The organism is Curvibacter sp. T50, from assembly GCF_057219955.1.
Map to the genome: position 1 here is coordinate 281,144 of NZ_JBXVVU010000003.1, position 19,679 is coordinate 300,822.

General features: G+C 62.6%; 18 protein-coding genes. 15 read left to right on the top strand and 3 right to left on the bottom strand.

Going from position 1 to position 19,679, the window contains the following annotated elements; genetic code table 11:
* Position 1: 1 nt before the first annotated feature.
* On the bottom strand, positions 2-301 hold the full coding sequence (locus AC2EBU_RS12960; protein WP_484610844.1) for a hypothetical protein: 300 nt from the start codon (positions 299-301) through the stop codon (positions 2-4).
* Positions 302-531: 230 nt separating this feature from the next.
* Between AC2EBU_RS12960 and AC2EBU_RS12965 the strand changes: the two genes are divergently transcribed.
* The 8 genes from AC2EBU_RS12965 (at position 532) to AC2EBU_RS13000 (ending at position 7,718) form a co-directional block, all read left to right on the top strand.
* Positions 532-1,932: an NAD(P)/FAD-dependent oxidoreductase gene (locus AC2EBU_RS12965; RefSeq protein ID WP_484610845.1), complete on the top strand. Its 1,401-nt coding sequence runs from the start codon at positions 532-534 to the stop codon at positions 1,930-1,932.
* Complete coding sequence (locus tag AC2EBU_RS12970) at positions 1,932-2,759, top strand: DUF1365 domain-containing protein (RefSeq protein WP_484610846.1); 828 nt, start codon at positions 1,932-1,934, stop codon at positions 2,757-2,759. Before AC2EBU_RS12965 ends, AC2EBU_RS12970 begins: the two co-directional genes overlap by 1 nt.
* Before the next feature lie 16 nt (positions 2,760-2,775).
* Positions 2,776-4,005: a class I SAM-dependent methyltransferase gene (locus AC2EBU_RS12975; RefSeq protein ID WP_484610847.1), complete on the top strand. Its 1,230-nt coding sequence runs from the start codon at positions 2,776-2,778 to the stop codon at positions 4,003-4,005.
* Positions 4,006-4,008: 3 nt separating this feature from the next.
* Positions 4,009-4,575, top strand: a complete 567-nt coding sequence (locus AC2EBU_RS12980) for a chalcone isomerase family protein (RefSeq protein WP_484610848.1) — start codon at positions 4,009-4,011, stop codon at positions 4,573-4,575.
* A complete protein-coding gene (locus AC2EBU_RS12985) occupies positions 4,575-5,894 on the top strand; it encodes an MFS transporter (protein ID WP_484610849.1) in 1,320 nt (439 codons plus the stop codon). Before AC2EBU_RS12980 ends, AC2EBU_RS12985 begins: the two co-directional genes overlap by 1 nt.
* A complete protein-coding gene (locus tag AC2EBU_RS12990; protein ID WP_484610850.1) occupies positions 5,891-6,436 on the top strand; it encodes a DUF3833 domain-containing protein in 546 nt (181 codons plus the stop codon). Before AC2EBU_RS12985 ends, AC2EBU_RS12990 begins: the two co-directional genes overlap by 4 nt.
* 113 nt (positions 6,437-6,549) lie before the next feature.
* The gene (locus AC2EBU_RS12995) at positions 6,550-7,284 is read left to right on the top strand and encodes an SDR family NAD(P)-dependent oxidoreductase (RefSeq protein ID WP_484610851.1); all 735 of its coding nucleotides are present in this window, start codon (positions 6,550-6,552) and stop codon (positions 7,282-7,284) included.
* Positions 7,281-7,718 carry a nuclear transport factor 2 family protein gene (locus tag AC2EBU_RS13000; RefSeq protein ID WP_484610852.1) on the top strand — a complete coding sequence of 146 codons (438 nt, stop codon included), beginning with the start codon at positions 7,281-7,283 and terminating at the stop codon, positions 7,716-7,718. Before AC2EBU_RS12995 ends, AC2EBU_RS13000 begins: the two co-directional genes overlap by 4 nt.
* A gap of 21 nt (positions 7,719-7,739) precedes the next feature.
* Here the strand turns inward: AC2EBU_RS13000 and xdhB are convergent, their stop codons facing one another.
* Positions 7,740-10,139, bottom strand: coding sequence for a xanthine dehydrogenase molybdopterin binding subunit (gene xdhB, locus AC2EBU_RS13005; protein WP_484610853.1), 2,400 nt, complete (start codon positions 10,137-10,139; stop codon positions 7,740-7,742).
* On the bottom strand, positions 10,136-11,620 hold the full coding sequence (gene xdhA, locus AC2EBU_RS13010) for a xanthine dehydrogenase small subunit (protein ID WP_484610854.1): 1,485 nt from the start codon (positions 11,618-11,620) through the stop codon (positions 10,136-10,138). Before xdhA ends, xdhB begins: the two co-directional genes overlap by 4 nt.
* 84 nt (positions 11,621-11,704) lie before the next feature.
* On the opposite strand from xdhA, the gene AC2EBU_RS13015 reads away from it, so the two are divergent.
* The 7 genes from AC2EBU_RS13015 to AC2EBU_RS13045 all read left to right on the top strand — a co-directional run bounded on the left by AC2EBU_RS13015 (position 11,705) and on the right by AC2EBU_RS13045 (position 19,671).
* A complete protein-coding gene (locus AC2EBU_RS13015; protein WP_484610855.1) occupies positions 11,705-12,637 on the top strand; it encodes a LysR family transcriptional regulator in 933 nt (310 codons plus the stop codon).
* Between the two features lie 63 nt (positions 12,638-12,700).
* Entirely contained in the window at positions 12,701-14,263 is a 1,563-nt protein-coding gene (locus tag AC2EBU_RS13020; protein ID WP_484610856.1) for an ABC transporter ATP-binding protein, read from the top strand.
* Entirely contained in the window at positions 14,250-15,314 is a 1,065-nt protein-coding gene (locus AC2EBU_RS13025; protein WP_484610857.1) for an ABC transporter permease, read from the top strand. The genes AC2EBU_RS13020 and AC2EBU_RS13025 overlap by 14 nt, the downstream gene beginning before the upstream one ends.
* Positions 15,314-16,234: an ABC transporter permease gene (locus tag AC2EBU_RS13030; RefSeq protein WP_484610858.1), complete on the top strand. Its 921-nt coding sequence runs from the start codon at positions 15,314-15,316 to the stop codon at positions 16,232-16,234. The genes AC2EBU_RS13025 and AC2EBU_RS13030 overlap by 1 nt, the downstream gene beginning before the upstream one ends.
* A gap of 37 nt (positions 16,235-16,271) precedes the next feature.
* Positions 16,272-17,432 carry a BMP family ABC transporter substrate-binding protein gene (locus AC2EBU_RS13035; RefSeq protein ID WP_484610859.1) on the top strand — a complete coding sequence of 387 codons (1,161 nt, stop codon included), beginning with the start codon at positions 16,272-16,274 and terminating at the stop codon, positions 17,430-17,432.
* A gap of 59 nt (positions 17,433-17,491) precedes the next feature.
* Positions 17,492-18,541: an adenosine deaminase gene (locus AC2EBU_RS13040; RefSeq protein WP_484610860.1), complete on the top strand. Its 1,050-nt coding sequence runs from the start codon at positions 17,492-17,494 to the stop codon at positions 18,539-18,541.
* A 2-nt stretch (positions 18,542-18,543) separates the two neighbouring features.
* Positions 18,544-19,671: an AI-2E family transporter gene (locus AC2EBU_RS13045; protein ID WP_484610861.1), complete on the top strand. Its 1,128-nt coding sequence runs from the start codon at positions 18,544-18,546 to the stop codon at positions 19,669-19,671.
* Positions 19,672-19,679 lie beyond the last annotated feature (8 nt).

Below are 19,679 nucleotides of genomic sequence, written 5' to 3' on the forward strand. Positions count from 1 at the left end.
GTCAGACCGGATCCGCCAGCAGCTTGGAGATTGCCGCGATATGGGCAGCGCTGGGCTTCTCCGCCGGCATGTCGTCTTCTGCGGCGCTGGCGTTTTCATGAGCCTGGATGGCTGCGACCATGGCGTACTGATTTTCCCAGGACAGGGTTTTGCCTTCAGGGCACATGTCGCGCAGGGTCCCGAACCAGTAGTAGCCGTCTGCGCCACCAAACAAGCGGTCAATGCCGCCCGCATCGCCGGTCTTGAGACCTTGCGCGGAAAGTATGAGTTTGAGCTTGTGGTGGGAAAGGGAGTAATGCATGGGGTTCGATTTTTTCGGTTTGGCGGGTAGGTCGAGGACGGATTCTACGGACCGTCAGAATCCTCACCCCTCGGTGGCAAACCGCCTCAAACTGCGGAAGTAGCCATACTGGCTGAGTGGTTAATTTGCACGAAACTGGATATAAACAGACCAAAAAGAAACAATGTGACCGAGCAGTAAAAAAATAGTCTCATCAATTCCGGTCTTCAAAGTCGAATCAGAGGAAGCTTATGTACAACGATGTCTCGGGTCTTGCGCTGGGTGGTGGTCCGGGAGGGCGGCGGGTCGCTGTCGTCGGATCTGGCGTGGCGGGGCTTGGCGCGGCCCATGCCCTTCGCCACCGAGCCGATGTGACCCTTTTCGAGTCTGCGGAGTGGTTTGGTGGTCACGCGCATACGGTCGACGTGACATTGCGCGATCGCGACGGTGCGGAACAGACGTTTGGCGTTGACACCGGATTTCTGGTTTTGAATGAGCGGACCTATCCGCAACTCCTGGCGCTGTTTTCCGAGCTCGGGGTGGCTATTGCGCCTTCGGATATGTCGTTTTCGGTTCAGGCTCCCGGAGCGGGGCTTGGCGGCGGAACGCTGGAATGGAGCGGCTCAAACCTGCGGACATTGTTCGCCCAACCGAGCAATCTGATTCGACCGCGTTTCTGGGGCATGTTGCTTGAAATCGTCCGGTTCAACCGCCTGTGTACCCGTTTGGCGGCGGAGCGACTGGATGACGCGGCCTGCCAGGATATGGAGGAGCCGCTCGAACAGTTTCTGAACAGGAACGGCTTCTCCGCAGCGTTTCGCGATTGGTACCTGTTACCGATGCTGGGCTGCATCTGGAGCTGTCCGACCGATCAGATGTTGCGATTTCCGGTCGTGACGATGGTCCGCTTCTGTCACAACCATGGTTTGATTCAGATCGAAAATCGTCCCCAGTGGTATACGGTGCCTGGCGGCTCGCGCAACTATGTTGAACGGCTGATTGCGCGTTTGGGTGACGTGAGGCTGAGAACGCCGGTACGCCGGATTCTGCGGACACCGGGCTCGGTGACCCTTGTCACGGACCAAGGCGCGGAACGCTTCGATGCCGTCGTGCTGGCCTGTCACACCGATCAGGCACTTCGTTTGCTGGGCGCGGGCGCAACCGAATCTGAACGCTCCGTGCTTGGAGCGATCCGTTATCAGCCGAACCGGGCGGTGCTGCACACCGACGCTTCGGTCATGCCGAAATCTGGCAAGGCCTGGGCGGCGTGGAACTATGTCCGTGCCAGCGATCGTGAACAGGAGGCATCCAGGGTTAGCCTCCACTACTGGATCAACCGGCTACAGCCACTGCCGGTGGAGCAGCCGGTGATCGTTTCGCTCAACCCGCTGGAATCGATCGATCCTTCCCTGGTATTGGGGGAATGGACCTATGACCATCCTGTGTTTGACCTTGGGGCGATCCGGGCGCAAGCGCAGATCGAGGCAATTCAGGGAACTGAACAAACCTGGTATGCCGGGGCCTGGTGCGGCTACGGATTTCACGAGGATGGTCTCAAGAGCGGACAACAGGTGGCCGGGCAGATGGCGAACCATCCCGGTCTGGCCCGCCATTTCCGCGGTTCCGCAAAGGCGGTGGCGGGAGAGGCGTGATGCGCCCGGCACGCCTTTCTCCGCCGTCCAGAGACGGTGTAGCAGGAATCGCCTTTGGCGAGGTCCGTCACTCGCGCGCCGAACCTCAGCCCAACGCATTCAACTACCCGGTTTTCTTCCTGTGGTTGCCCATGAGATCCTTGCGAGACACCGCCTCGCCCGTCTTGCACCGCAATCGTGGTGGAGCCCTCAGTTTCCATGACCGCGACCATGGCGACGGACGGGACGACTCCCTTCAATGGCTTGACGAAGTTCTGGCCCGCCATGGTGTGGATGACGTCACTGGTGAAGTATGGCTCCTGACCTTTCCGCGAGTCCTTGGTTTTGTCTTCAAGCCGGTCAGTTTCTGGTTCTGTCATCGTCGGGACGGACGCCTGCGCGCGGTGCTTGCTGAAGTCAACAATACCTTCGGGGAGCGTCACTTCTACCTCCTGGACGCGCCCCGGTACGGCGTTGACTGTGAAGCAGAAAAGGCATTTCACGTCTCGCCGTTCTGCCCGGTTCAGGGCAGGTACCGCTTTCGATTTATGGCGACCGCCGGCGGTTCAGGTCCGGCGTCGCCGCCGCGGGTTGTCGCGCGCATCGAATATTTCACTGATGCTGCCCAGGAAAGCCCTGTGCTGACCACGAGCATCAGCGGCGCCGTCAGTGCGTTGAATCCGGCGACGCGGTGGCGAGCCATCCTTGGTTACCCCGCCATGACCGCGCTGGTGGTGGCTCGGATCCACTGGCAGGCGCTGAAGCTGTGGCTGAAGCGCCTCCCCTTCTACCGACAGCCCCCGGCTCCGCCGCGACAGGTGACCCTGGTCGCTGGCAAATCGAACTGAAAAGGAAACGATAGCGATGAATAGCAGCAGCTTGCCGGCCCGCAGTGCCAACGACGTATCCGCCAGAAACGTACCAGCGGTCGCACGACCTGCCCTCAGGTGTCTTCAAACCATCGAACACGGAAGCCTTTCACTGACACTTCCCGACGGTTCCGTCAGTCGATTCGGGGTGGAGGGTGGCGCCCACGCCAACCTTCGCTTGAACAACTGGCGGCTCTTCGCCGAAGTGCTCAAGTCCGGCGATATCGGAATGGCGGAATCGTTCTTTCGGGGCGATTGGTCGACGCCGGACCTGGCGCAACTGCTCACGTTGCTTTTACGTAATCGTGTTCATCTGGAGTCGCTGATCCACGGCAGCTGGTGGGGCGGACTGATCTACCGCCTGCGTCACCGGTTCAACCGCAACAGCCGCGCAAACAGCCGCAAGAATATTCACGCGCATTACGACCTGGGCAACGCGTTCTACGCGCTCTGGCTCGACCCAACGCACAACTATTCTTCGGCCTGGTTCGAATCCCCGGATTTGAACATGGAGGAGGCGCAACATGCCAAGGTGCGGCGGGCGCTGGCGATGGCTGGGGTTCGGGCTGGTGATCGGGTGCTGGAGATTGGCTGTGGTTGGGGCGCACTGGCCGAGAAGGCAGCTCTCGAGTTCGAAGCCAACGTGGTTGGGGTGACTCTGTCGACCGAACAGCTGGCGTACGCGCGAGAGAGGCTTGACCGGCTTGGGGCAGGGAACCGCGCGGACCTTCGATTGCAGGACTATCGCGACATCGCCGATGAGCCGTTCGATGCAATCTGTTCCATCGAGATGGTGGAAGCCGTCGGGCACGAGTACTGGCCGACCTACTTCGAACAGGTGAGCCGCCTGCTCAAACCGGGGGGGCGAGCCTGCATTCAGAGCATCGTGATCGCCGATGAGCATTTCGCGCGCTATTTGTCCGGTACGGACTTTATCCAGCAATACATTTTCCCCGGTGGTTGTCTGCCGAGCCCTTCCGCCTTCCGTGCGAATGCCGTAAGAGCCGGTCTTGAGGTCGTTGACGAGCTGTGTTTCGGCAAGGACTACGCTCACACGCTGCGATGGTGGCGCGAGCGATTCATGCAAAGAAAAGACGAGGTGCTGTCTTTAGGATTCGACGCGCGGTTTTTGCGGATCTGGGAGTTCTACCTGGCGTATTGTGAAGCCGCTTTTCTGGACGGCAGCACCGATGTCGTGCAGTTCACCTTGCGCAAGCCGGGCTGAATCATGCGCTGCATATCTTTTTTCCGTACCTTGTTCTTGTCAGCCGTGATTCTCCTTTGCGCGGGGGCGGCCGTCGCAGCAGAACCGGGCGATGCCGCAGCCGCGCTTCGCGACAAGACCGCCACCGGCTCGGGCACGCTTCGGTTCCTGGGCGTACCGATCTACGACGCGATCCTGTTCTCCTCAAGCGGCGCTGACCTTCGGCGATTTGAAGCCCATCCACTTGCGCTTGAACTGACCTACCGCCGTGCGCTCAAAGGTGCTGCCATCGCTGAGCGGTCGCTGAAAGAAATGGCAGACCAAGGTCCGATTGATCCGCCACGAGCGACACGTTGGCTTGCGCAAATGACGGCCGCATTTCCTGATGTCAACCCGGGCGATCGGTTGCTGGGAACCCATCACCCGGTCACGGGAGCGCGGTTCTATTTCAACGGGCGCCTGAAAGCCTCGATCGACGACGCTGAGTTCTCCCGGCGCTTCTTTGCTATCTGGCTGTCGCCCCAAACATCGCAGCCAGGCCTGCGGGACGCGTTGCTCTCAGGTCCTCGTCCGGTCATTGGAGCGCGGTAATGCACATACCCGGGCATCCAGCGGCTCTGTTCGTCGGATCTGGCGGGTGGAGACACGGCATTGCCTATGGATTCCTTGGATTGCCCTTGGCTTTCGTCGCCTTGCCCTTGTACGTGCTCTTGCCAAACCACTACGCCCGCGCGTTCGGCGCGCCATTGGCGGCACTCGGGATGGTTCTGCTGCTCGCGCGGCTTTTTGATGCAGTACTCGATCCTTTGATTGGCCGCTGGTGCGATCGCTTGGCTGCCCGCTCGTCGGGGGCGCTTCTGGCTGTCGCTGGGGGTAGCGGATTGATCCTCGTGGGGGGATTTGGCGCCCTGTTTTTTCCGCCGCTGTCCGTGGTGACTGCCGGCACGGGCGCGATTCTGATGTGGGCGGGGGTATCGCTTGTGTTCACGTACACGGCGTACAGTGTGGTTGCGGTGGCCCATCAGGCATGGGGAGCGCGCTTGGGCGGAACGGAGACTCAGCGCAGCCGCGTGGTCGCATGGCGGGAGGGGGCGGCGGTTGTGGGTGTTTTGCTTGCTGCCGTTTTGCCGTCCGTTGCCGGACTGGCGCCAACTGTTGGGGTATTCGCCCTGTTACTTGCCGTCGGCTGGGTCTGTTGGGCACGCAGCGTTTCACCTCCGCTCGGGCAGACCGCGCTGACGAACGCGACATTCTCCCCGTGGGGCCAGGGGCCTTTCCGACGACTGATGGCGGTTTTCCTCATCAACGGCATTGCCAGTGCGATCCCCGCCACGCTGGTGCTGTTTTTCGTTCAGGATCGACTTCAGGCATCCCCGCAACTGGAGCCGCTATTCCTGTTGACCTATTTCGCGTGTGCTGCGATGTCGATACCCGCTTGGACGTGGAGTGTCGCCCGGTTTGGTCTCGCTCGCAGCTGGCGAACCGGAATGTTGCTTTCGGTTGGTGTATTTGTGTGGGCGGCGACTCTGGGAGCTGGGGACCTTCTGCCATTTTTTGTTGTCTGCGCCCTGTCCGGGTTTGCGGTAGGTGCCGATCTGACCATGCCAAGTGCTCTGCTCGCCGGCATTGTTGACGACTGCGGTGAACGCGGCAAGCGTGAAGGCGCGTTCTTCGGATGGTGGAACTTTGCTGCCAAGCTGAATCTGGCGCTGGCGGCCGGATTGGCGTTGCCCATGCTCGCGTGGTTTGGCTATACCCCGGGCGATCGCGCGCCAGAGGGGCTGGTCGCATTGACGTTTGCCTATTGCGTGCTGCCCTGCGCGCTCAAGTTGCTGGCCGCTGCGGCGCTGCAGTTTGCAATCATCACGCCTGCTGGTCGCAGGTCCCTTACCAACGAGGTTTCGCAATGAGAAGAAGAACGGTAGTGACGGCTGCCCTGGTGTCCGGGGCGGGGATGTTGGCCGGCTGCGCTGGTCCCGAGATTGTGAACTACGCCAACGAGCGCCCCGAACTTGACCTGCGTCGCTACTTCAACGGGGTGGTCGATGGGTACGGCGTATTCACCGACCGCGGCGGAAAGGTGGTTCGCCGTTTCACGGTAGTGATGAATTGTTCATGGCAAGGTGAATCCGGCGTTCTGGACGAGGACTTCACCTACTCGGACGGTGAGCGCCAGAAGCGGATCTGGCGTCTGCGCCACCTCGGCGATGGGCGATACGTCGGCACGGCGGACGACGTGAAAGGCGAAGCAAGAGGCCAGACCCAGGGCAACGCGTTCCGGTGGAACTACACCTTGATGTTGCCGCTCGATAAGTCGGTCATCGAAGTGCAGTTCGACGACTGGATGTACCTCATGGACGACCGCGTCATGCTGAACCGCGCAGAGATGAGCAAGCTGGGGTTTCGTCTCGGCGAAGTCACCTTGGCCTTTGTCCGTCGGTCGGGACGCTGACCATGGCCCATTCCCCGCTGGCTGTCCAGAGGGCGGCCCCTCTGCCCGAAAGAGTCCCCGTGGTCCCCGGCTTCTTTGGCGCGGCGAATCCCCGCTTGTTGCATTGGAAAGGGTTGCGGGTCTGGCTGATCGGTGCATCCACGGGCATTGGTGCCGCCACCGCGAGAGCCTTGCACGACCGGGGGGCGACGGTGTTTGTCTCATCCAGAAGCCAAACTACTCTGGATGAACTGGTGCGCGGCATGGCGAACGCCCGTGCCTGCCCCCTTGACGCGACGGACGAGCGTGAAGTGACGCGCGCCGCGCGGATGATTGCCGCGGAGGGCCCGTTGGATCTGGTTCTCTATTGCGCCGGACACTACAAACCGATGCGGGCCGTGTCGATGGACCTGGAAGAAATGCGCCGTCATCTTGATGTCAATTACATCGGCGCTCTGAACGTGTGCTCTGCGGTCGTCCCGCAATTGCTCACTCAAGGTCATGGCCATTTGAGTCTGGTTTCCAGTGTGGCGGGCTTTCACGGACTTCCGAACGGGCTGGCCTATGGCCCTACCAAGGCGGCGCTGACGCACCTGGCCGAAACCCTGCACCTCGATCTGTCGGAACACGGCGTGGGCGTGAGCGTCATTCACCCCGGCTTCGTGCAGACCCCCCTGACCGCCGGAAACGACTTCACCATGCCCGCTCTGATCACGCCCGAAGCAGCGGCCAAAGCCATGATTGAAGGCTGGGCCGCGGGACGTTTCGACATTCATTTCCCACGACGGTTTACGCTGTGGGTAAAAATGCTTCGGTTGCTGCCCTACCGCGTCAGCTTTCCTTTGATTCATCGCGCTACCGGACTGTGAATACCCTGTCGATCAGCGTCGAGCGCGTTGTCGCCTATTTCGAAAGCCTCACTCCGGCGTCGTTGAGTGATATTGCTCGGATATATGCCGACGATGCACGATTCAAGGACCCGTTCAACGACGTGCAAGGCGTCGGGGCGATTCGTGCGGTGTTCGAGCACATGTTCCGGACGCTGGATGAGCCGCGATTTGTCGTGACAAGGCGGGTTCTGGACGGTCGCCAGTGTTTCCTCGTCTGGGAGTTCCACTTTCGATTCCGCAGCGATCGCGCGGGGCTTTCTCAAGTCATCCATGGCGGCTCCTACCTGCAGTTGGGTGAAGACGGACGCATTGAAATGCACCGCGACTACTGGGATGCGGCCGAAGAGCTCTACGAGAAGATACCGGTTCTCGGAGCGCTCATGCGCTGGCTGCGCCGGCGAGCCGCCGGGTAGCCAATCGACTGTCCTGCGAGGTCAGAGCGCCGATAGGACTTCTTCGGGCGTTGCCGGTGCATTCATGGCTTGCGCCTGACCGCCCGCCTGTGCGACCGCGTCCCGGATGGCTTCGTACACACTGATGGCGAGCATGAAGGGCGGTTCCCCCACCGCTTTGCTGCCAAAGACGTTGTCTTCCGGGTTTGGCTCAGGCCACAGGGAAACCGTGAAATGCTCCGGAACATCCCCGGTCGCCGGAATCTTGTAGGTGCTGGGCGCGTGCGTCCGCAGCATCCCCTTGCTGTCCCACACCAATTGCTCGGTCGTTAGCCAACCCATACCCTGCACAAAACCGCCTTCAATTTGCCCGATATCGATGGCCGGGTTAATGCTGCGCCCGACGTCGTGCAGGATGTCGACCTTTAGCACCCGGTTTTCACCGGTCAGTGTATCGATTGCGACCTCGGTTACCGCGGCACCGTAGGCGAAATAGTAAAACGGCCGCCCGAGCATCGTTACCTTGTCATAGTGGATCTTTGGCGTGCGGTAGAAACCGTCACTCCACAGCTGAATGCGGTTGGCGTAGGCGGCGCGAACCACGTCCTCCCATGCGCGTGTGGTCTTGTCCGTGACGACCTGACCAGCCTCGAAGCGAACGGCCCCGGCACCGCAGCCGTCCATTCCCGCGACAAACGCGGCTAGGTTCTGGCGTATCTGTCGGGCGGCGTACTGGGCCGCGCGTCCGTTGAGATCGGTGCCGCTGCTCGCCGCAGTTGCGCTGGCATTGGGCACCTTGCTCGTGTCGGCAGCCGTCGACAGAACCCTGTTGAAAGGCACGCCCAGTTCATCGGCCACGATCGCGGCCACCTTGGTATTGAGGCCTTGGCCCATCTCGGTGCCGCCGTGATTGACCTGAACGCTGCCGTCCGTGTAGACATGGACCAACGCGCCCGCCTGATTGAACAGGGTCGCGGTGAAGCTGATGCCGAACTTCACCGGAGTGAGTGCGATCCCGCGCTTGATGACCGGGCTGGAGGCATTCCACCGGGCAATCTGCCCCACACGCTCCCGATAGTTTGCGCTGCGCTCCAGACGGGTCATCAGGGGGCGGAGGATGTTGTCTTCGACCCGCATCTGGTAGTGGGTGGTATCCCGGCGGCGTACCGGCCCGACGAGACTTTCCGGTGCAATGACTTCATCGCTGTACAGATTGACCATGCGGACATCCAGCGGATCAAGACCCAGATGGCGGGCAATGTCTCCCATGATGCGCTCGATCACGATTACCCCCTGAGGGCCGCCAAAACCTCGGAATGCGGTGTGGCTCTGGGTGTTGGTCTTGCACCGATACGAGTGAATGACAACGTCTTCCAGGAAGTACGCGTTGTCGCTATGAAATACGGCGCGGTCGGCCACCGGTCCGGAAAGGTCGGCACTGAATCCACAACTGGCCAGCATCTCCAGATCGAGTCCGCACAGGCGACCACGTTCGTCGAAGCCGACTTTGTAGCGGTAGGCAAAAGGATGGCGTTTGCCGGTAATCAGGAAGTCGTCATCGCGGTCCAGTCGCAGCTTCACCGGGCGCTGCAGCTTCCGGGCTGCAATGGCGGCCCAGACCGCCAGATGACCGGCCTGGGTTTCCTTCCCGCCGAAACCCCCGCCCATACGACGACAGGAAACGGTCACCGCGTGGTTGGCCAGACCCAGCGCATGTGAGACCCAGTGCTGCACTTCGCCGGGATGCTGGGTGCTGCTGCAGACCAACCATTGGTTCTGCTCCTGGGGGATCACATAGGCAATCTGTCCCTCCAGGTAAAAGTGCTCCTGCCCGCCGAGTTCGAACGCCCCGGCAAGCCGGTTTGGCGCGCGTCGCAAAGCGCCCGCCGCATCGCCACGGGCGACATGCACCGGCGGCAGCACATAGCTCTTTTTCGCATGCGCCTCCTGGGGGGAGAGGATCGGCTCCAGTGGCTCGATATTCCATTTCACCAGGCGGGCGGCTCGGCGCGCGGTCATGGCATCGTTGGCCACGATCAGTCCGCCCACCTGACCGAGAAATTGCACCGTTCCCACAGCAAAAACCGGTTCGTCGTGAGCAAAGGCGGCAAGTGTCTGCTCGCCCGGGATGTCCTCAGGTCCGATGAAAGCCCACACCCCCGGCATATTCAGTGCTGCCGTGGCGTCGATACCCTTGAGCACGCCATGGGCCACGGGAGAGCACACAGGCGCAGCGTGCAAGGTACCCTGCACCTCGTCAATGTCGTCGATGTAGGCGGCAGCGCCAGCCACCTGGGCACATGCGCTTTCGTGAAATCTGGAGTTCCCACACTCCACCGCAGACGCGGGCAGGCGCCCCCCAGGCGGACTGTCGCCCCCTTGGGGCAGTCCGGCATTCGGGCCAGTTCCGCTTGTCACGGGCTGGAATTCGGGGGCATTCATGCGGATACCTCCAGCGGGTTTTCGAGGTTGATGTCGGTCAGGCCCTCACTTTCCAGCCAGAAGCGGCGCAGCAGGTTGCCCAGCACCGTTTGCCGGTAGGCCGCGCTGGCCCGCATGTCCGAGATCGGCTGGAACTCATTGCGCAGCCTGGCGATGGCGTTCATCACTGTGGTTTCGTTCCAGGGCTGGCCGACAAGGGCTGTCTCGGTGCCGGCAGCCCGGACCGGCACGGCCGCAACGCCACCGACGCCAATGGAGGCCCCACGCACCACCCCGTTGGTCACGGTCAGGTTGATGGCCAGGCAGATGGCAGAAATGTCATCGTCGAACCGTTTGCTGACCTTGTAGACGCGAGACATTTCCCCGGGGATGGGCTTTGGCACCTTGATCCAGCACAATAGCTCGTCGGAATGCATGACATTGGTGCGGTAGCCGGTGTAGAGGTCTTCCAGCCGCAGCTCGCGGTGCGCGACCTCGCCCTTGGTGCGTCCCTTTTTCCACCGCATCAGGACGACACTGGCCCCAAGCGCGATGAGCAGGGGCATGGAATCGCCGATGGGCGAACCGTTGGCCACATTGCCTCCCAGGGTGCCCGAATTGCGTACCGGCAGACCGGCAAAACGCTCGGCAAAGCGCCGCAGATGGGGGCGGATCTGCACGAGCGCATCAAAGGCGTCGGTCAGCGTCACCGCGGCGCCGATGGCGACATGGTGCGGGTAGTTCTCGACACGCAGCAACTCCCGCGTGGCGGTGACGTCCAGCACCGAGGCAAAACGCTTGTGTTGCTTGGTAACCCACAGGCCGACATCCGTGGTGCCGGCGACAACCTGGGCTCTGGGGTCGTTGGCGCGGGCCTGCAGCAGGGCTTTCAGGCGGGTCGGGCGCCGGTATGTGGTGCGGGACGCGGACCGGGGGCGCAGATCAAGAAGCGCCGCCACGGTGGCTTTGGCGTTCACTGCACACCCAGTGGGCAAGGGCAGGGCGCCCATCTGTTGCGCTGCCTCCAGGATGGGCCGGTATCCGGTGCAGCGACAGAGATTGCCAGAAAGATCGGCTTGAGCCTGCGCGCGGGTGATGCCTTGACCACCGCGTGAATTCACATACATGCCGAAAAGGCTCATGACAAACCCGGGCGTGCAGAAGCCGCATTGGCTCCCGTGGCACCGGACCAAGGCTTCCTGAACCGGGTGCAGTTCGCCGCCAGGCGACACAATGTCCTCTGCGGTATAGACGGCCATGCCGTCGACCGAGTGCGCGAGCCGGATACAGCTGTTGATGGCTTTGTGGCGCAACTCGCCGTCCACCACTTCGCCCAGCACCACGGTGCAGGCGCCGCAGTCGCCCTCGCCGCAGCCTTCCTTGACTGCAGTGCAGCGCAAGTCTTCGCGTAGCAATTCCAGCAGGGTCCGGTCGGGTGGTACATTGTCCAGGCGCACCGGCTGGCCGCGACGAAGAATCCGAATGGGTTTGACCTTGTCCATGAAAGCAGTCCTCTTGCGCGAGGGTAGGGCGGCCGTGGTGGCCGGGCATTCCGATCCTGTTATGGACTTCATTCTGACGAACGTATGCGCGATCAGACACTCTTCGACAAGATTGATCTCCATCTGATCAGGGTCTTGCATACCGTGTTAACCGAGCGAAGCGTGTCACGTGCGGCGATCCGGCTGGGGATGTACCAGCCGGCGGTCAGCGCGTCGCTCAAACGTCTGCGTGACCTGGCGGGCGATCCCCTGCTGGTGCGGTCGGGCTCCGCGATGGTGCCTACCGATGCCGGCCTGCAGATGATCGAGCCCGCCGCCAGCATCCTGCGCGCCGCCGAGTCGCTGTTCTCTGACGCACGTGGCTTTGAACCCACCACGGCACGGCACACATTTCGCATCGCTGCCAGCGACTACCTCGACCCCCTGTTCCTGCCGCGCCTGGTCGCACAGATCAAGGCGCAGGCGCCACATTGCCCGATCGAAATCCATCCCCTCTCCGCTGAGAGCGACTATCGCGCCCGTCTGGCCCAAGGCGAGGTCGACGTCGTGATAGGCAATTGGCCGACGCCGCCGGATCACCTGCATCTCGGGCGCCTTTTCGGCGATGAAGTGGTTTGCCTGGTTGCGCAGGACCACCCGGCTGTGCGACGTGGCTGGGATAGTCAGGCCTGGCTGGAGGCGGAACATATCGCGCCGACCCCAACCCACCCGGGGGCGCGGGGCGTGATCGACGACCACCTCGATTCGCTGGGCTTGCAACGAAACATCACTGCCCGGTGTCCGCATTTCGGCCTGATTCCCAGCATGGTGGCATCAAGTTTGCTTGTTTTGACGACAGGTCGGCAGTACTGTGAGCGGTACGTCGATCGTCTCCCGGTCAAGATACTGCCCTGTCCGATTGCCTTTCCGCGCCTGATGTACTACCAGCTCTGGCATGAACGTACCCATGCGTCGCGACCGGCGCGCTGGTTGCGCGACCGGGTGAAGGCAGTTGCCGCTGAACTTCGAAAAGAATAGCAAAAAAAGACCTTTTTATGCTGGGTATTGACCAAAAAGACTTCACAAACAGGGTGGCGCGCCATGGGTGAGCTCCGATTGCTTCTCAGCGGCATCACCAAACGGTATCCCGGCGTGGTGGCCAACAGCGGTGTTGCCCTGAGCGTGCGGGCCGGCGAGATTCACGCGGTTCTGGGGGAGAACGGCGCGGGCAAGTCCACGCTGATGAAGATCATTTACGGCAGCGTCAAGCCCGACGAAGGGCAGATGCGGTTTGATGGCCGCGAAGTGGTGATCCGCAATCCGCAGGAGGCGCGTGCCTTGGGTATCGCGATGGTGTTCCAGCATTTCAGCCTGTTCGATACCTTGACGGTGGCGGAAAACGTCTGGCTGGGGCTGGACAAGCAGCTGAGTCTGTCCCAGGTCAGTGAGCGGATCAGCCTGAAAGCGGCGGAGTACGGTCTGGATCTGGACCCGGCGCGTCCGGTTCATACCTTGAGCGTCGGGGAGATGCAGCGAGTCGAGATCATTCGCGCACTGCTGACCGATCCGCGGCTGCTGATTCTGGACGAGCCCACCTCCGTGCTGACACCCCAGGCGGTGGACAAGCTTTTTGTCGTGCTGCGCAAGCTCGCGTCCGAGGGGTGCAGCATCCTGTACATCAGCCACAAGTTGCACGAAATCCGCGAACTGTGCACCGCCTGCACCGTGCTGCGCGGTGGCAAGGTCACCGGGGTGACCGACCCGCGCCAGGAATCCAATGCCAGCCTGAGCCGACTGATGATCGGCGCCGAGCCGCCCGCGCTGGAGCGGGTGGCACCGCAGACGGGGGGCGTCATGCTCGAAGTGCGCAACCTGTCGCTGGCGCGCGAGGACCATTTTGGTGTGGACTTGCACAACATCGACCTGGCGGTACGCACCGGGGAGGTGGTCGGTGTTGCCGGTGTTTCGGGCAACGGGCAACGGGAAATGCTGTATGCCCTGTCGGGTGAAGACACCCGCGCATCGGCCGAGATGGTGTGGCTGGATGGGCGCCCGGTGGGCGCCCTCGGTCCCCGTCCGCGCCGGGCGCTGGGTCTTCATTTTGTGCCGGAAGAGCGACTGGGACGCGGTGCGGTTCCGGCGCTCAGTCTCGCGCAGAACTTGCTGTTGACCCGCGATGATGCGGTCGGTGCCGGGGGCTGGATTCGGCTGGGCGACTTGCGACGGCAAGCCGAGGAATTGATCAGTCGGTTCAATGTCAAGGCCAACGGGCCGGATGCGTCGGCGCGCTCACTGTCCGGTGGCAATTTGCAGAAATTCATTGTCGGTCGGGAGATCGATGCGCAGCCGAAACTGTTGATCGTCTCGCAGCCGACCTGGGGTGTCGACGTCGGTGCGGCGGCCCAGATCCGGGGCGCGATCCTGGCGTTGCGCGACGCCGGCTGTGCGGTGCTGGTCTTCAGCGAAGAGCTGGACGAGCTGTTCGAAATCAGCGATCGACTACATGTCATGGCGCATGGCCGGCTTTCGCCTTCACTGGACCGGGCCGAGGCGACCGTGAGCCAGATCGGCGAATGGATGAGTGGGCTGTGGAGTCCGGCGGTGCAGGCGCACCTGGCCGATGTGGAGCACAGCAGTAAAGAGGTCGCGCATGATCCGGCTTGAACCGCGGCCCCAATCGTCTGCGCTTTGGAGTTACGGCTCGCCGATCCTGGCGCTGGTCATCACCGTGCTGATCGGTCTGGCCCTGTTCACGTTGCTGGGCAAGGATCCGGTCAAGGGTCTGCTGGTCTTTTTCTGGGAACCCATCAGAACACCTTACGCCGTGGGCGAGCTGATGGTCAAAGCCACGCCCCTGCTGGTGATTGCGCTCGGCCTGGCGGTGTGTTTCCGCTCCAACGTCTGGAACATCGGGGCCGAGGGGCAGTTTGTGCTCGGCGCCATTGCGGGCGGTGGTGTGGCACTGCTGGCGGGCAAGGACACCGGCGCCTGGATCGTGCCGGCCGTCTTGGTGGCCGGGGTGCTGGGGGGCATGGCCTGGGCGGGGCTTACCGCGCTGCTGCGCGACCGCTTCAACGCCAATGAAATCCTGGTGAGCCTGATGCTGGTCTATGTCGCGATCCAGCTGCTCAATTATCTGGTCTACGGGCCGTGGAAAGACCCGGGCGGATACAACTTTCCCCAGTCGAAAACCTTTGAATCCGTCACCAAGATTCCCCGGCTGATGGAGGGATCGCGAGTTCACGTCGGACTGATTCTGGCCCTCGCCGGCGCAGCGGCATTGTGGATTTACCTGTTTCGCACCCGGGCTGGATTCGCGCAGCAGGTGGGTGGCCTGGCGCCGGCCGCCGCCCGCTATGCCGGTTTTTCCTCCCGCAAGGCGCTGTGGCTGGCGCTGCTGGTCTCGGGCGGCGCCGCCGGTCTGGCCGGCGCTCTCGAGGTGGCTGGTCCGATCGGCCAGCTGACACCGTATGTGCCCGCAGGCTACGGCTTTGCCGCGATCATTGTTGCCTTTGTCGGGCGCCTGCACCCGGTGGGCATGGTGTTTTCGGCGATCCTGATGAGTATGTTCTACATCGGCGGCGAGCTGGCGCAGTCGCGCCTGGGTCTGCCCAAATCGATCACCGGGGTTTTCCAGGGGCTGTTGCTGTTTGCCCTGCTCGCCTGTGACACCCTGATCGCCTACCGAATCCGGTGGAAGAAAGGAGCACGCTGATGGACGCCTATGCGTTGCTGATTGCGGCAACACTCAATGCCGGGACCGTTCTGGCACTGGCGGCGCTCGGCCTGCTGATCAACGAGAAAGCCGGCATCGTCAACCTCGGCGCCGAAGGCATGATGTTGTGTGCCGCGATCGCCGGTTTCGCGGCGGTGGTTCATACGGGCAGTGACTGGGCCGGATTCGCTGCGGGGATCGGCGCCGGGGCCTTGCTGGCCGCGGTGTTTGGTGTGCTGGTGATCTGGCTCAACACCAACCAGTACGCCACCGGCCTGGCCTTGAGCCTGTTCGGGCTCGGCTTCTCGGCCTTTGCCGGTATTGCCTATGTGCAGGAAAAGCTGCCGGAGCGAGCCCAGTTCGTCCTGCCCGTGCTGGGTGATTTGCCGCTGATTGGCCCGGCGCTTTTTCGCCACCATCCGCTGGTCTATGGGGCCATGGCGCTGGTTGCCGGCCTGATCTGGTTCCTGTACCGCTCGCGTGCCGGCCTGGTGCTGCGGGCCGTGGGCGAGTCACCCGAGTCTGCGCACGCCCTGGGCTACCCGGTTCGCCTCATCCGATGGCTGGCGGTTGTGGCCGGGGGCGGCCTGTGTGGCCTGGCGGGCGCTTACATCTCGGTTGTCTACACCCCGTTGTGGGTGGAGGGCATGGTGGCCGGCAAAGGCTGGATCGCGTTGGCGCTGACCACCTTCGCCACGTGGCGGCCGGCGCGTGTGCTGCTGGGCGCCTACCTGTTCGGCGGGGTCACCATGTTGCAGTTTCACCTGCAGGGCATCGGCGTCGAAGTGCCCAGCCAGTTCCTGACCATGCTGCCCTATCTGGCCACCATCGTGGTACTCGCACTGATTTCCCGCAACCCCACGTGGATCAGGGTCAACATGCCGGCCTCGTTGGGTAAACCGTTCTTCCCCGGCTCATAATGGCCATTTTTTCAACCTTGACTCTTCAGGAACATCCATGACTGATCTTCGCAAGCGCTCCCTGCTCAAGGCGGCGGCATTTACGGCCATTGCCGCGGCCGCCCTCGCCGGCTGTGGCAAAAAAGAAGAAGCCAAACCCGCTGCTGCGCCGGCGGCTGCTCCTGCTTCGGCTCCGGCCAAGCCTGAGCCGCTGAAGATTGCCTTCGCCTACGTCGGACCGGTCGGTGATGGCGGCTGGACGTTCGCGCACGACAACGGTCGCAAGGCGATCGAGAAAGAATTCGGTGACAAGGTCGTCACCAGCTTCGTCGAGAAAGTGCCCGAAAGCGCCGACGCCGAGCGCGTGATCCGCGACATGGCCGCGCAAGGCAACAAGCTGATCTTCGGCACTACCTTCGGCTATATGGAACCCATGCTCAAGGTTGCGGCCGACAACAAGGGGATCAAGTTCGAACATGCCACCGGCTACAAGACGGCCGAGAACATGCGCACGTACGACAGCCGCACGTATGAGGGCGCGTACATGGCCGGTGTCATCGCCGGCAAGATGACCAAGTCCAACACGCTGGGGGTCGTCGGCTCGATTCCCATTCCCGAGGTCATCCGCAACATCAACAGCTTCACGCTGGGTGCGCAATCGGTCAACCCCAAGATCAAGACCAAGGTGGTCTGGGTGGGCGAATGGTTCAATCCGCCCAAGGAAACCGAGGCCGCCACTGCGCTGATCAACGGTGGCGCCGACGTGCTGATGCAGAACACCGATTCCTCGGCCGTCTTGCAGACCGCCGAGAAGATGGGCAAGCGTGCCTTCGGCTGGGACAGCGACATGACCGCCTACGGTCCCAAGGCGCACCTGGGATCGGCGATCATCAACTGGGGTCCGTACTACATCAAGGCCACGCGCGAGGCGCTCGAAGGCAAGTGGACCACCGGCCAGAGCTGGTGGGGCGTCAAGGAAGGTGCGATCGACATGGTGTCCGTTGCGGCCGACGTGCCCGAAGACACCAAGAAGCGCGTCGATGAAATTCGTGCTGGTCTGAAGGACGGCAGTTTTGTCATCTGGAAAGGTCCGATCGTCGGTCAGGATGGCAAGGAAGTGCTGGCCAAAGACGCCGTAGCCGACGACAAATTCCTCGGTGGTGTCAATTTCTACGTCAAGGGCGTGGAAGGCAAGATCCCCGGTGGTGATAAAAAGTGATCATCCGATGAGCTGAAACCAGGGCCGCCTTCGGGCGGCCTTTTTTCTGGAGTTCCACCATGTTCAAAGTCCACCCCGTTGCGCCCGACCGGCTACCCCAACTGCTGCGCGCCATGCCCAAGGCCGAGCTGCACATCCATATCGAGGGCTCGCTGGAGCCGGAGATGATCTTCGCGCTGGCGCAGCGTAACGGTGTGGCGCTGCCCTACGCCAGCGTGGAAGCCTTGCGCGCGGCCTACGCCTTCACGGACCTGCAGAGCTTTCTCGACATCTACTACGCCGGCGCCAGCGTGCTGCTGAAGGAGCAGGACTTCTACGACATGGCCTGGGCCTATTTCGAGAAAGCCAAGGCCGACAACGTGGTGCGTGCCGAGCTCTTCTTCGACCCGCAGACCCACACAGCGCGGGGTGTGTCGATGGAAACGGTGATCACCGGCCTGCGCCGCGCCTGCACCGATGCCGGCACCAAGCTGGGCATCAGCGCCGACCTGATCCTGTGCTTCCTGCGCCACCTCAGCGAAGACGACGCGTTCGCCACGCTGGAGCAGGCACTGCCGTTTCGCGACCGCTTCATCGGCGTTGGCCTCGATTCCAGCGAGGTCGGCCATCCGCCCGAGAAGTTCACCCGAGTGTTCGGGCGCTGCCGCGAACTCGGACTGCACCTCGTCGCCCATGCGGGCGAGGAAGGGCCGCCGGCCTACATCTGGAGCGCGCTGGACCTGCTCAAAGTTCAGCGCATCGACCACGGCGTGCAAAGTGCCCGAGACCCGGCGCTGATGGCGCGCCTGGCGAAAGAGCGCATCCCGCTGACGGTGTGTCCGCTGTCGAACCAGAAGTTGTGTGTGTTTCCCGACCTGAAAGACCACAACCTGCGTCAGTTGCTGGATGCCGGCCTGTGCGTCACCATCAACTCCGATGATCCGGCCTATTTCGGTGGTTATATCAATGACAACTTCCTGCAGACCTTCGCGGCCCTGCATCTGAGCACCCAGGACGCCTGGACACTGGCCCACAACAGCCTGCAGGCCAGTTTTGCGCCGGAAAGCGAACAGCGCCGCTGGGTTCACGCCCTCAAAGAGACGTTTGAGCGTTTCGTCGAGCACGACTGACCATGGAAACAGACCAACTTGCCGGGCAGTCGCTGACCACCCGCCGTGTGCTTCTGGGCGCGTTGCTGGTGGTCGGCGTCGCGCTCGCCTGGGTGCTGCAGCCTTTTCTGGGGGCGATTCTCTGGGGTGTGATTCTGGGGCTGTTGTTCGCGCCGGTGTTCCAGGCGCTGCTGGGGCGCCTGGGTCCTCGGCCGAACCTCGCCGCCGCCCTGACCGTTCTGCTGGTGGTGATCCTGCTGGTCATTCCTTTCGGTTTCATTGCCGGATCGCTGGCGGTCGAACTGGCGGCGGCCGTCGAGCGCCTGCGGTCCGGGCAATGGAACCTTGCCGAGGCTGCGCACCGGGTCTTTGACGCGTTGCCGGGTTGGGTGCTGGTGGTGCTTGACCGATTCGGCCTGGCCGAGTTCGATGTCCTGCAGGCCCGTATCACCGCCGCGCTGGCGCGCAGCACGCAGTTCATCGCCGGGCAGGTGTTCAACATAGGGCAGAACAGCTTCGAGTTTGTGCTCCACCTGTGCATCACGCTGTACCTGGCCTTTTTCCTGATCCGCGATGGCCAGAGTCTGGCCGCCAAAGTGCGACGCGCCATCACGCTGCCGCGGGGGCATGCGGACGCGCTGATGGAACGTTTTGCCACGGTGGTGCGCGCCACGGTCAAAGGCAATCTGGTGGTGGCGGTGGTCCAGGGCTCGTTGGGCGGCCTGGCGTTTGGCTTCCTGGGGGTGTCGGGCGCGGTGTTGTGGGGTACCGTGATGGCCTTCCTGTCGATGGTGCCGGCGGTGGGTGCCTCACTGGTATGGGCGCCCGTGGCGCTGTATCTGTTTGCCACAGGTGCGGTGCTCAAGGCCCTGGCCCTGGTCGCCTGGGGTGTTCTGGTCATCGGATTGGTCGACAACCTGTTGCGCCCCATTCTGGTGGGCAAGGACACCGGATTGCCCGACTACGTGGTGTTGATGACCACCCTGGGCGGCCTGGCGGCGTTCGGCCTCAACGGTTTTGTGCTGGGGCCCATGGTGGCCGCCATGTTTCTGGCCGTCTGGGACCTGTACACGCAGTCGCACGAGCCGGCGTCGCAAAAGCCCGCCGCCGCCACCGAGACCGGTCCGTTGCCGGGCGAGCCGCCCGCCTGAGCGGTAAA